The organism is Arthrobacter globiformis, from assembly GCF_003261175.1.
GTDB lineage: Bacteria > Actinomycetota > Actinomycetes > Actinomycetales > Micrococcaceae > Arthrobacter > Arthrobacter globiformis_A.
In genome coordinates this window covers 112,994-125,429 of the sequence record NZ_QLNP01000062.1, presented here as the reverse complement: position 1 = coordinate 125,429, position 12,436 = coordinate 112,994, and the positions used below count along the sequence as shown (strand labels likewise).

The 12,436-nt window shown below is 62.6% G+C and carries 10 protein-coding genes and 1 pseudogene; 7 read left to right on the top strand and 4 right to left on the bottom strand.

All coding sequences use genetic code 11. From position 1 onward, the window contains the following. Positions 1-15 precede the first annotated feature (15 nt). From DBZ45_RS04835 to DBZ45_RS04825, 3 genes are read left to right on the top strand one after another with little or no spacing between them, the layout of a single operon-like run. The gene (locus DBZ45_RS04835) at positions 16-1,260 is read left to right on the top strand and encodes an alpha-hydroxy acid oxidase (protein WP_111902807.1); all 1,245 of its coding nucleotides are present in this window, start codon (positions 16-18) and stop codon (positions 1,258-1,260) included. After that, positions 1,260-2,024: an HpcH/HpaI aldolase family protein gene (locus tag DBZ45_RS04830; protein WP_111902806.1), complete on the top strand. Its 765-nt coding sequence runs from the start codon at positions 1,260-1,262 to the stop codon at positions 2,022-2,024. Before DBZ45_RS04835 ends, DBZ45_RS04830 begins: the two co-directional genes overlap by 1 nt. After that, entirely contained in the window at positions 2,024-2,935 is a 912-nt protein-coding gene (locus DBZ45_RS04825; protein ID WP_111902805.1) for a fumarylacetoacetate hydrolase family protein, read from the top strand. The genes DBZ45_RS04830 and DBZ45_RS04825 overlap by 1 nt, the downstream gene beginning before the upstream one ends. A 60-nt stretch (positions 2,936-2,995) precedes the next feature. Here the strand turns inward: DBZ45_RS04825 and DBZ45_RS04820 are convergent, their stop codons facing one another. The 3 genes from DBZ45_RS04820 to DBZ45_RS22890 form a co-directional block, all read right to left on the bottom strand. Beyond that, positions 2,996-3,247 carry a hypothetical protein gene (locus tag DBZ45_RS04820; RefSeq protein WP_317616944.1) on the bottom strand — a complete coding sequence of 84 codons (252 nt, stop codon included), beginning with the start codon at positions 3,245-3,247 and terminating at the stop codon, positions 2,996-2,998. A gap of 53 nt (positions 3,248-3,300) precedes the next feature. Then, the gene (locus DBZ45_RS04815; protein ID WP_111902804.1) at positions 3,301-3,876 is read right to left on the bottom strand and encodes a hypothetical protein; all 576 of its coding nucleotides are present in this window, start codon (positions 3,874-3,876) and stop codon (positions 3,301-3,303) included. Positions 3,877-4,017: 141 nt separating this feature from the next. Further along, positions 4,018-4,155: a hypothetical protein gene (locus DBZ45_RS22890; protein ID WP_190243013.1), complete on the bottom strand. Its 138-nt coding sequence runs from the start codon at positions 4,153-4,155 to the stop codon at positions 4,018-4,020. A 602-nt stretch (positions 4,156-4,757) separates the two neighbouring features. Between DBZ45_RS22890 and DBZ45_RS23445 the strand changes: the two genes are divergently transcribed. Further along, positions 4,758-4,883, top strand: coding sequence for a hypothetical protein (locus tag DBZ45_RS23445; protein ID WP_317616946.1), 126 nt, complete (start codon positions 4,758-4,760; stop codon positions 4,881-4,883). Positions 4,884-5,326: 443 nt separating this feature from the next. On the opposite strand, the pseudogene DBZ45_RS04810 reads toward DBZ45_RS23445, so the two are convergent. After that, positions 5,327-6,560 (bottom strand): annotated as a pseudogene (locus tag DBZ45_RS04810) (MFS transporter). Between the two features lie 488 nt (positions 6,561-7,048). On the opposite strand from DBZ45_RS04810, the gene DBZ45_RS04805 reads away from it, so the two are divergent. From DBZ45_RS04805 to DBZ45_RS04790, 3 genes are all read left to right on the top strand, one after another. Next, positions 7,049-7,357, top strand: a complete 309-nt coding sequence (locus tag DBZ45_RS04805) for a DUF4234 domain-containing protein (protein WP_111902803.1) — start codon at positions 7,049-7,051, stop codon at positions 7,355-7,357. Positions 7,358-8,589: 1,232 nt separating this feature from the next. Next, on the top strand, positions 8,590-9,078 hold the full coding sequence (locus DBZ45_RS04795) for a hypothetical protein (protein ID WP_190243012.1): 489 nt from the start codon (positions 8,590-8,592) through the stop codon (positions 9,076-9,078). A gap of 192 nt (positions 9,079-9,270) precedes the next feature. After that, on the top strand, positions 9,271-12,390 hold the full coding sequence (locus DBZ45_RS04790) for a DUF3427 domain-containing protein (RefSeq protein WP_440130502.1): 3,120 nt from the start codon (positions 9,271-9,273) through the stop codon (positions 12,388-12,390). Positions 12,391-12,436 lie beyond the last annotated feature (46 nt).

Sequence of the window (12,436 nt, the reverse complement as noted above, 5' to 3'; positions counted from 1 at the left end):
TACAGAGGATAAGAAATGGTGTCACTCAAGCGTCAGGTCCCCAAGGTCAAGGACTTCGCCCCGCTGCTCAAATTCAAAATGCCCGAGGCGAATGCCACCGCCCGCAGGTTGTCCAACGCGCACACGATCGCCGACCTCCGGCGCATTGCCAAGCGGCGCACCCCTGCCGGACCGTTTGACTACACCGACGGCGCCGCCGATCACGAAATCAGCATCGAGCGGTCGCGGCAGGCTTTCCTGGACGTCGAATTCCAGCCCGGCATTTTGCGCGATGTCACCGACGTTAACATGACGACGACGGTACTTGGGAAAGAATCCGCCCTTCCGTTCGGCATGGCGCCCACCGGGTTCACCAGGATGATGCACTCGGCAGGGGAGCGGGCCGTCGCTTCCGCAGCCGCCAGGGCCGGGATCCCCTATTCCCTTTCAACCGTGGGAACGACGTCGATTGAGGAGGTGGCAGCGACGGCGCCGAACGGCAGGCGATGGTTCCAGCTCTACCTTTGGAAGAACCGCGACCTGTCCCTGGAGTTGATTGAGAACGCCGCAAAGTCGGGGTACGACACCCTGATCATTACCGTGGACGTCCCGACGACGGGCAACCGGGTCCGCGACCTGCGCAACGGCATGAGCATCCCGCCGCAGCTGACTCTCAAGACACTGCTGGACGCGTCATATCGGCCGGAATGGTGGATCAACTTCCTCACCACCGAGCCCTACACCTTCGCTTTCGACCGGGAGGGCAGCGGATCGCTCGGTGACCTGGTGTCCACCCTTTACGACTCGAGCGTGACCTTTGAGGATCTTCGCTGGATGCGGGAAGTGTGGAAGGGCCACCTGATCGTGAAAGGCATCCAAACCGTCGACGACGCGGAACGCGCCTTCGAGCACGGGGCCGATGGCATCGTGGTCTCCAACCACGGCGGCCGACAGTTGGACCGTGCGCCGGTACCCTTCCACCTGCTCCCGCGGATCGTGGACCGGGTGGGGGACCGCGGAACCGTCATGCTTGATACCGGAATCACCAGCGGGGCCGACATTGTGGCGGCCATCGCCCTCGGTGCGGACTTCACCCTCATCGGACGGGCGTACCTCTACGGCCTGATGGCCGGCGGGGAAGCCGGCGTCACCCGCTGCATCGATATCCTGTCCTCCGAGATCGAGCGCACCATGGCGCTGCTCGGGGTCACTTCCGTTAGCGAACTCAACCGCGACCACGTGCGTGCGCTTACCCGCTCCGTGCCGGTCGCGATCGCCTGATGCGCGGAGTGCTGCGGGCGGCGCCGCTGGTCGGCACGTTCGTCAACATGCCGCACCCGGCCTCGGTTGAGATTCTCGGCCGGGCCGGGTTCAAGGCGGTGTGCCTTGACGCCGAGCATTCCATTTATGACCTGAAAGACATCTCCGAGGGAATCCGGGCCGCCGAAGGGGCGGGCAGCGTTCCGCTGGTCCGGGTTCCCGGATCTGGGCCGCTCATCAGCCAGGTCCTGGATGCCGGGGCAGCAGGCGTCATCATTCCGCGGGTCTCCTCCGCCGATGAGGCCAGGTCCGCCGTCTCGTTTGCGCTTTATCCTCCCCTGGGAGGGCGGGGCGTTGGACTAAGCCGGACCAGCCGCTACGGCGCCGAGGCCGGGTACGCTCCGGACCCCGACGACCACAGCTACGTTATCGTGCAGATCGAGACGGCGGCCGGGCTGGCCAACCTAGACGCCATCTGCATGGTGGAAGGCGTGGACATGATCATGGTGGGGCCCTACGATCTCGCAGCCTCCATGGGCGAAGAAATCTGGTCCGAAACGCACACTGCAACAGTCAGGGAGATCCTTTCCCGGACGAAGGCGCATGGGCTGGCCACAGCCCTCTTCGTCACGTCGCCGGAACAGATGGCGGAGTTCTCGGGGCTGAACGTCGGGCTTTTCCTGCTCAGCGCCGACGTCCTCATGCTCGCCCAAGGCGCCGGGGTCCTGGCCGAGGCCGCCGCAACACACCTACCCAATTACCGCAAAACAACCGGAGGCAAGTAATGCTCATTGGAACCGTCGACAACCGCGCACACCTGATCCAAGCGTCGGACGCCCAGATCCGCGGGCTCGACATCGCAGAAGCCAGCCAGGGGCGGTTCAGCTCCTCCGTCTCGGAACTTTTCACCGACTGGGAAGCCCTGCGGGGCTGGGCTGAATTCGCCGACTTCGAGCAGGGCGGCGCACGGACGATCAGCGCCGATGAACTCCAGGCTCCTGTTTCTTCACCCCGGCAGGTGTTCGCCATCGGCATGAACTACAAGGACCACGCCGCGGAGGTCAACCTGTCGCTGCCCACCACGCCGGCCGTCTTCACCAAGTACGTGTCCTCGCTAATCGGGGCCGCCGACACCGTCGAGCTGCCGAGCACCTCCGTGGACTGGGAGGTCGAACTGGTGGCAGTCATCGGCACCGGCGGCCGCGACATTCCCGAGGAGTCCGCGCTGGAGCACGTGGCCGGCTACATGGTGGGCCAGGACCTGTCGGACCGCGAACTGCAGTTCGCCGGCGGCGGAGCACCGCAGTTCTCCATCGCCAAGTCCTACAAAGGATTTGCGCCGACCGGTCCCTGGATCACCTCAAGCGACGAAGTGGCCGACTCCGGGAATCTTTCGATGACCTGCTCGCGTGGCGACGAGGTGCTTCAGCAGGGCACCACCCGGAACCTCGTGTTCAACCTGCCGTACCTGATCCACCACCTGTCTTCCATCGTCGAGCTCTACCCGGGGGACCTCATCTTCACCGGAACACCGGACGGCGTCGGGTTCGGCCGGTCCCCCCAGCAGTACCTGGTACCCGGCGATGAGCTTGTCAGCTCCATCGAAGGCCTGGGCGAGATCCGCCAGCGCTTCGTGGCACGCGGCGAGTCCGATGAGGTCGCAGGCATTCTTGAGACCGTTGGAGGGCGCGCGTAAATCAGCCGGGGAGATGGGGAGCCGACGTCGGCGTTCGACGTCGGCCCGCCTCTTTTGCTGCTAGTACTGGCTGACTGGCGCCCTGAGTTTCGGCTCAGACCAGCCGCGCTCCTTGGGTCCAGCCGGGTAGGCGTGCCGTTTACCGGCGAGTGTAATGACAAGGGCGACGGCGGCCGGCAGCGCCGCCGCGACGGGAACCATGAGCGGGCCGGCCAGCACCAGGGCGGCCGAGCCGTAGAGGGCGCCGACGGTGATGCCGATCTGGATGGTCAGGACGGTGAGGCCGTTGGCGGCATCCCGGTACTCGCTCATGCTCCTGGCCAAGTACGGCTCGAAGGGTTAGGAACTCCTCCCCGTCATCATCCTTAGCGTGTCGGTGTTGGCCGCACATCAGTGACGTCGTCCTCTGCAGGGAGTGCCGTGCCGACGGAATTCATTGACGGGATCTGCGCCTTGATCTCCTCAAGCTCAACTTTGAGCCGGTCGACGGTGGCCCGGTATTTTTCAAAGTCTGCCGTTCGGCGCCTATCCATGATGTAACTGACAACCGAGGCAAGAATGCCAAGCGGGAACGACGCCAGCAGGGCCCAGCCGGACGTACCAAGGAAGTCCAGCGCCACGGGCAGTGCCTGCTTGAATGCCAGGAACGCGTTCACTCCGCTGACCACTCCGTTTAGAGCGGAGTCTAGGGGGCCGAGAAACTGCCCCACCATGGGCGTCCCGGAAAACGACGGAGCCGTCAGCGGCGGTTCCCCTGCAGACCAGCGCGGATCACCGACATGGTTGAGTACGTAGATCCCGGCACCGGCATTGAGGGCCGCGAAGAGCAGAACCGAGCCAAGCACAGTCCAATGCAGCTTGCGGGGACGCCAAACACCGACTGCAAGCGCGAAGACGGCGGCCGCAACCCAAGAAAAGATGCCGAGTTCGTCACGGCTCATGCCGCTCAATGGATCCAAAGAATTTTCCCGTCCCTTACGGTTGGTGTCGATACCGGTTCCGGCCGCAAGCGAGCATATCCCAGCCATTGCCGGTCACCCCCGCGCGGCAGTTTCTGGCGACGATTCCCGCAGAGTTTCCCATCACGCCGCCGGGACCATCCAGAATCCGGCGACGGCAGGGAGGCCCGGCTCGGTGGTCATGCGGGTGATGTGGACGGACACGGGTCCTGCCCCAAGATCCAGTTTCGTGCGCGCTGTGGTTCCGCAGTTGAGGGACACTTCATGCGTCGTTCCTCCTCGTCGGTCGGACTGGAAGACACTCAGCGATGCTTTGAGCACTCCCACACATTCAGCGGTAATTGTGTAGCTTCCCTTTGGTATTCCATGGGCCGACGACCGGAATCCGTCATTGCCCAGTCCGCCTGATCCACCCATGACAAGACCGTCGGGCGCGAGGCCGAGGCGCCTATCCAGTTGCGCCCCGTTTCTCGCCTGGACGTGGGCGATGGTGGGGTCGACCTTTGGCAGGGGAGGGGGCGCTGGTGAGGAGATTACGGTGGACGGGCCGGCCTGTGGCGCCGGCGGGGAGACTGTGCCCAACGCGTTAGACGGAGACGGGCCGGCGTCCTGGTACTCGCAGGCACTAAGGGCGATTCCGGAACTGGCCAATACCAGCAACAGGGCGATACCCCGCGACCAGCAATTTCCCCCATGTGCTGTCATGCCCCAACACTATCGGCATGTAGGCAGGCGGCAACCCGCTGACCACCGACGACACGGCCGGGCAGACTGCTATTGGCGGCCGAGCAGCTGCAGGGCGTTCTGGTACTTGTCGGCAAGCCGCTCCCGGTCTTTGGGTTCCAATGCCGGCCTTTCACCTCATGGCGACATCAGCCATCGCGGCGGTCGCCATCTACTTCCTGCCGGAATCCGCCCAGCGGCACCTGCCCCGTTCCATGCCGAGCGTGGACTCGGAAGAAGCGGCCCGCGAGCTGGTGGCGACGTAGGACCACAACCCCTTGCTGGAGATCGACAGCCTCCCGTTCGACAGCAGCAGCTACGAGGAGGCGCAGGCTGCTCACGGGGGACCGTCCCAATAGGCCCCACGGTGATGTGACCTAGCTGCATGCCCCGCCGTCTCGCGTCATACAAGCGGCCCAGTGACGGCCCTATTTTGCCCCGGTACTGTCAGCGCTTTCCCGGCACGTTGGCGCGAACATCAGCTGCTTGGGTTTCATCTAGCACCCACCGCTGGTACTTCGGGTGATCTGGGTACTTTTTCCGCAGATAATTCCGGACGACCAATCCCGGTCGCTGCTCATCGGTATAGCCCAGTTCGCGTGCGAGCTCGGCAGGTTCATATGTAGACACGACCATGAGTGTAGGCCAACGTCCGATGGCGTAACTGGGCCCAGGTGAATCGAGGACTGCTTGACGGACGCTCACGTCGTTAGTGCTGCAGTACCGGCTCCGCGGCTTTTGGCTCCGACCAGCCCCGCTCTTTGGGGCCGGCGGGGTAGGCGTGCCGCTTGCCCGCCAGCGTGATGGCAAGGGCGACGGCGACCGGCAACGCCGCGGCGACGGGAACCATGAGCGGGCCGGCGAGGACCAGGGCGGCGGAGCCGTAGAGGGCGCCGATGGTGATGCCGAGCTGGATGGTCAGACCGGTGAGGCCGTTGGCGGCGTCGCGGTATTCGCCGCCGGCGCGGAGGATGGCCGCCTGGTTGAAGATGCCGATCGCGCCGAGGCCGGCGCCCCAGACGGTCATGAGCACCATGGCGATCGGGAAGATTCCGCCGCCGAGCGGGAGGAGGAGCATCGCCACGGCGATCGCCGCCGTCGTGATCAGCAGCGAACGGCGGGGGCGGGTGTCCACGGTGATGCCGGCGATCCAGATGCCGATCAGGCCGGAGGCGCCGAGGACGGTGAGGGAGAGGCTGATGGCGTAGTCGGGCAGGCCGGCCTCGCGGATGAACGGCGCGATGTAGGTGAACAGCGCGAAGTGGGCCAGGACCAGCAGCGGCCAGGCGATGGCAATGGATTTTACGCCCGGCTGGGCCATGGCCTTGCGCATCGAGGGGCGAACGGAATCGGGGACCCGGCGAACCTGCGGCAGCAGCCAGGCGGCGAGGCCCGTGAGGAGCAGGCCGAAGCCGGCCAAGAAGAGGAAGGACGCGCCAGCCGAGGAGCGTGCCGAGCGCGGAGCCCACGGGTGCACCGATGGCCATGCCGAGGCTGTTGCCGCTGAAGACGATGGCCAGGGCTTTGCCCACTTTATCGGCCGGGACCACCCGCGAGACGAACGGCGCCACGGTGGTCCAGAGCAGGCCGTGCGCGAGGCCGCCGACAAGCCGCGCGCCCATGGCCGCTGCGAAGCTGGGTGCCAGCCCGACCAGGACGTTGCTGAGCGCGAAGGTGAGGACGAGGGAGATGAGCAGGGTCTTCCGAGGAACCTTGGCCAGCAGTCAGGCGGCCGGAATCACGGTGATCACGATGACTGCGGCGTAGGCTGCGGCGAGGTAGCCGGCCACCGGCTCGGAGACTTTCAGGCCTTCGCTGATCTGCGGCAGCAGGCGGGACGGCATGAGTTCGGTGGTGATGGCCGTGAACGTGATGGTGGCAAGGACCAGCATCGCGGCGAGCGGGAAGCGTTTGGGCGCAGGCAAGGGCAGGGCGGAAGACATTGGGGGAGCGAATCCATTCAAGACGTGGGGCGGATAGGGACGTCACTGACCCGGAAGTTCCAACCACAAAGTTACCGGATTTATTCTGCGCGAGGCAGGGTCTGCCAGTGCCTGTTTAGAAGCCCCCCGCTGAGGGCAAGGCGGACATGGCCGCCGTTGAACTCCGGGAAGGGATCGCCCGGCACTTCGGAGTCGAGAATACGGCTGACACAACGACAAGTACGAAAGACGTGCGACGACGCCGCCCGGTTGAATGCGAACGTCGCCAGGCTCCAGGGATGACGGGTAGATGGAGTGCCAAGTAGCGCTTAGGAAAAAGTCAATACGACTCTCGAACATGACATTTCCCGCAGGATCACCTCAAGATTGGCGCAGATTCACTGCCCGCCGGACGGACGGCGGATACGGTCATTCGGGGGAAATCTACGACGCTGTGTTGCGCCAGAGGTGTTACTCCGACAGTTCCATTAAACGTACTAAGGAGAATTATGAAATACCGCAGCATCGCAGCGCCCCTACTTCTGCCCCTCGTCACGTTCGGAATCTACTCTTTGGTTTGGAGTGTGAAAACGAAGAACGAAATGAATAAGTATGGCACGCGCGTACCCACTGCTTGGTTGCTCATCGTGCCAATTGCCAACATCGTTTGGCTGTGGAAATACTCCGTGGGTGTCGAGGTATTCACGCACCGAGGCATGGGACGTCACGCAGCTTTTTGGCTGATGCTCCTTCTTGGAACCATCGGATCAGCTATTGTCCAGCACGAGTTTAACCGGAAGGTTGCCTCGCCTCGGTAAATGTTCCTGTCTCCGCCTGATCGTGGATGCTCTCGTCGACGCGTTCGTGCGCGATGTCAGGCAAATCCCTAAAGAGCGGTTGGAACTTACCGAAACGGCTGGGAAGGGCAAATCGGTATGGCCCTACTTGATGCCGTCTATTCCAAGCAAACGCAATATAGGACAAGGGTCTCCTCCAACGGTTGCCGGCCTTCTATGGCAAATATGAGCGGGCACGTTCGGACCTCCGCGACTTACTAAAACTGTCGGAGTCTGAGTTGAAGGACAGTCTGGGCAATAAGGTGACCAATGGAAGGACGAAGGCGTCCGCACTACTGGAGGCAGAGGAACAGCTCGTCCGTGCTGAGGTCTATACCCACGAACAGTACGACCATCTGAGCCCTTCCCACAGAACTGCTTACCTTGAAGCCCACGGATTGGGCCCTTTCACCCCCAATTACTTCGGGATGTAGCTCGGCTATCCCGACACGAAGTCGGATACATGGATCATCCGCGCGGTTCAGCGGGTTGCAGATGCTGAGAACCTAGGAATTGTAGTCAGTCAAAGCTGGCGAGGACTGTTGTCACTGAGGCGCATGTCATAACGAAACTGGGAAAGACTGTCACACATATAGACCACGCCATTTGGCTGACTGAACGCGACCGAAGAGCGTTAGATCAAGAGTGACGCACCGCGCCGGACCTCCTCCAGCGCTCGCAGTGGAGTGACGACAGCAGCGGCCGCCCCGTACAGCGCGGCCACCGAAGGTGTCCGGGACTCTGCCGCACGCGGTGCACTTGGACCGTCTTGCCTTCCGCCCGGTAGCGTTCGACGACGGCGGCCGCCTTGGGGAGATCGAAGTCCGGATGGGCTTCATACGGGCACCACCGTTTTTGTCATGGAATCTGCTTAGCAGTTCTGGGCTCGCCAGGAGTTACTTTGTGGACAAATTTGCCCGACTTCTGCACCGGCAAGGTACATTCAGTGCAGCCGCACGAATCAGGGGAAATTTAACACCATGACTAAACGATTCAACCCGCCGCCGAACTGGCCTGCCCCTCCTGCCGGTTGGACTCCGCCGCCTGGGTGGCTGCCGGATCCCGCGTGGGGACCGCCACCAAAGGGATGGCAGCTTTGGGTGGATGAACCCGCCTTCGAATCTTACGCTGCTTTTGCCTCTGGGAGAGCGTCGGCGCCTGAATTCGCATTTACACGGTCTAAACCCAAGAAAAGGCGGCCTATCTTTTGGCTGGTGCTGCTGGCTATCGTGATTGCACTTTTCGCAGGATGCGCGATCATTGGGTCGAGCCTGAGTTCTTCGTCCCCTGACTCGCAGCTTCAATCGAAGGATCGCTCCCAAGTTTCGCAGGCGCAAATTGATGCAGCGACTGAGCTCAGCGAGCGGGACTTGGCGCTCTTGGTCAAAAGCCCTGACAGCTATTCGGGAAAGACGATGGTTCTCTACGCCAAGATAACGCAGTTTGATGCCGCAACGGGAAAGTGCATCTTCCGCGCCGGTATCGCCCACAAGAAAATGGAAAACTCGTGGGACTATGACGAAAACTCTGTTTTCCGCGGTGGCGATGGAAGTTCAAACTGTCCGTCCCTTGACGGATTCGTGAGCGATGATGAGGTCCGCATTACGGCAACGTCGCTAGGCTCTGTTAGTTATGAAACACAAATACGTGGGAACACTACCGTTCCAGCGTTCAAGGTAGAGACGATAGCTTCAGTGAAATGATCACCCCGTCTAAGCATGCGCACATTGGCTGGGCGAGTCCAGGCTTGCCCAGCCAATGTGCCTTTGCCCAATCGTATGGAGCTCTGGCTCCGAATCGAGGCCAATTCGGCCTGCTGTCCGTTCGCCTTTGTCCCGTCGAGCAATTAGCCTGGCGCAGTGACTAACATTATCGGGGGACGGGCAGCAGAGCAGCTGCCGGAGGGCCTGTATGAGCTACTCAACACGAACGCACTCGGCAATCTATTGAACACAGATTCAGGGCTGCAACCAGTCTTCGCAAATTTCGCTGACGAAGACACTCCGGACGTCCTGTCCCGGCACGTGGGCAACGCTGTCCGCCAGGCCCTCGCCGCAGCCAGGCCTGCAGACCGAGTTGCCCTGGCTAACCGTCTCCTCCAGGAACTGGACACAGCAGACCGGGTCGCCGATGGCCCGACGCAGCTCCACTCCCTCCACCGTGCTACCACGCTCAAACGCCGCCAACTCCGCCGGCCTACGACGCCGCTGTCAGACTCAGCCCTGCTCACCAACAGCAAGGACGACCCGAACCTCGCCGCTGAGCTCCGTACCGAGATCGAATCGGCAGACACCGTCGACCTGCTATGCGCCTTCATTCGTTGGACGGGGCTGAGGCTCCTTGAGCCAGCCCTGGAACAGCTGAAGGACCGCGGCGTCAGGCTCCGCGTCATCACCACCACCTACATGGGCGCCACAGAACGCCGGGCGATCGACCACTTGGTCCAGCGGTACGGCGCGGAGGTGAAGATCAGCTACGAAAGTCACTCAACCCGCCTGCACGCCAAGGCCTGGCTGTTCCGCCGTAACTCAGGCTTCCACACGGCTTACGTTGGCAGCTCCAATTTGAGCAGCGCCGCCCTTCTGGATGGGCTGGAATGGAACGTCCGCCTCAGCTCTGTCGCCACACCAGAGCTGTTGAAGAAGTTCGAGGTCACCTTCGACAGTTACTGGGAACAGCGCGCCTTCCACAGCTATGACCCGGACCGGGACGCCGACAGGCTGGACGCCGCGCTTGCCCGGAACGGCGGCAGACTCACAGCTGCACCGGATGCGGCAACTGGCCTGGAGGTCGAGCCCTTTCTCCACCAGGTTGAGATGCTCGAAGACCTCGAAGCGGAACGCGACAAGGGCCACCACCGCAACCTGCTCGTCGCCGCCACCGGTACCGGCAAGACGGTCATCGCAGCCCTGGACTACAAGCGACTGTGCGAAGCGGCGGGCAGGGAGCTGAACCTGCTCTTCGTGGCACACAGGCAGGAGATCCTCAAACAATCGCTGCGCACCTACCGTGACGTGCTGCAGAAGGGTTCCTTTGGAGAATTGTTCGTCGGCGAGCACAAACCAAAGGACTGGCAGCACGTTTTCGCCAGCGTCCAGTCCCTCGCCGCGATGGGCATCGACAAGATCAAGCCTGAGGACTTTGACGTCGTCGTCATCGATGAGTTCCACCACGCCCAGGCACCCACCTACCGGAGCCTCATAGACCACCTCCAGCCGGAGGAACTTCTCGGCCTGACGGCTACTCCTGAGCGCGGCGACGGCGTCGATGTCGCCAAGCAGTTTTTTGATGGGCGGCGGGCCAGCGAGCTCCGGCTGTGGGATGCTCTCGACGCAGATCTGCTCGTGCCCTTTCACTACTTCGGGGTTTCAGACGACGTCGACCTCAGCCGCCTGGAGTGGAAGCGCGGCAGTTATGACGTCGGCCAGCTCGACGCCCTCTACACCGGCAACGAGGCACGCGCGGGAAAGGTGATCCGGGAGCTGCGGGACAAGGTCACCGGCACGGCCGAGATGCGGGCCATTGGCTTCTGCGTCTCCGTGCAGCACGCCGTCTACATGGCCGAGGTCTTCAATCGGGCGGGGATAGCCTCCGTTGCGGTTTCGGGCAAAACGGACGACGCCGAACGCGCCCTCGCGCTGCAACGGCTGCGGTCCCGCGAGATCAACTGCATCTTCGCCGTGGACCTGTTTAACGAGGGCCTGGACCTGCCCGAGGTGGACACCATACTGCTGCTCCGGCCCACGCAAAGCGCCACGATTTTTCTTCAGCAGTTGGGCCGGGGGCTGCGCAGGGCTTCGAACAAGTCCGTGCTCACGGTGCTGGACTTCATTGGCCAGCAGCGCCGGGAGTTCCGTTTCGACCTGAGGTACCGCGCCCTGACCGGCTATGGCCGCAAGGAGCTGGAGAAAGCAGTGGAGGACGAGTTTCCGTTCCTTCCGTCCGGCTCGCAGATCGTGCTGGACCGGGTGGCGCAGAACGTGGTGCTGGAGAACATCAAAGCACAGCTGAAGGTTAACCGAGCCCAGCTGGTGCAGGACATAGCCTCGTACGGGGAAACGGACCTGGAAGCGTACCTGGAGAAGTCAGGCAGCGAGCTGAAATCCATCTACCGTTCCACGAAGGACTCCTGGACCGGGTACCTTCGTCAGACCGAGCTGATCGAGGGATATTCGCCGCTCGAAACAGTCCTCAGCGGAAAAATCCATGATCTGTCGGATGACGATGAGAAGAGACTGCTCGCCCGGATGGCGGCACTAATTCACGTTGATGACCTGGAACGGGCGGAGGCCTACGCCATGCTCGTCAGCCCGGGCGCACCAGGCTACGGGGAGCTCGGCCGACGAGAGCAGACCTTCGCCCGCATGCTGTTTTACACGCTGTGGGACGACGGTGGTGGTTTTGGGTCGTACGACGCCGGCCTGGACTATCTGCGCGGGTACCAGTTTGTCTGCGGCGAGATCCGCCAGCTCGTCAAGCTCGGAGTGGCAAAGTCCAGACATGCCGCGAAGGGTCTGGGCGCGGGCTTGCAGCACATCCCGGTGCTCACCCACGCCACGTACCGGCGGGAGGAGGTTCTTGCCGCTCTGCAGTACGGATCACTGGAGCTGGGAAAGAACGTTAAGCACCGTGAAGGCGTGGCCTGGTGCCCGGCAACGGCTACAGACGCGTTCTTTGTGACCCTCAACAAGGACGACAAAAACCATTCCGCCAGCACGATGTACAAGGACTATGCCATCAGCCGCGAGCTGTTCCACTGGGAGTCGCAGAATGCAACTTCGCCGAGCAGCCCGACGGGCAAGCGGTACTTGGAAAGGCTGAAGCACGAGTCGCACATCCTGCTATTCACACGGGATACCGCCGAGGACGAGACAGGACTGACTGTTCCCTACACGTGCTTGGGGCAGGTGGACTATGTCCAGCACTCAGGGGAGAAGCCCATTGCTATCACCTGGAAGCTGCACCGGCCAATGCCGGGGGATGTGTTCGCTACTGCGGCTGCGGTGGCACAATAAACCACGAGGGACCCAACGGCTCATAATCGTGAGGTCGGGAGATCGA

Coding starts and splice junctions, on each gene's coding strand:
- DBZ45_RS04835 (WP_111902807.1), top strand. CDS start 16: ATGGTGTCACTCAAGCGTCAGGTCCCCAAGGTCAAGGACTTCGCCCCG.
- DBZ45_RS04830 (WP_111902806.1), top strand. CDS start 1,260: ATGCGCGGAGTGCTGCGGGCGGCGCCGCTGGTCGGCACGTTCGTCAAC.
- DBZ45_RS04825 (WP_111902805.1), top strand. CDS start 2,024: ATGCTCATTGGAACCGTCGACAACCGCGCACACCTGATCCAAGCGTCG.
- DBZ45_RS04820 (WP_317616944.1), bottom strand. CDS start 3,247: ATGAGCGAGTACCGGGATGCCGCCAACGGCCTCACCGTCCTGACCATC.
- DBZ45_RS04815 (WP_111902804.1), bottom strand. CDS start 3,876: ATGAGCCGTGACGAACTCGGCATCTTTTCTTGGGTTGCGGCCGCCGTC.
- DBZ45_RS23445 (WP_317616946.1), top strand. CDS start 4,758: ATGGCGACATCAGCCATCGCGGCGGTCGCCATCTACTTCCTGCCGGAA.
- DBZ45_RS04805 (WP_111902803.1), top strand. CDS start 7,049: ATGAAATACCGCAGCATCGCAGCGCCCCTACTTCTGCCCCTCGTCACG.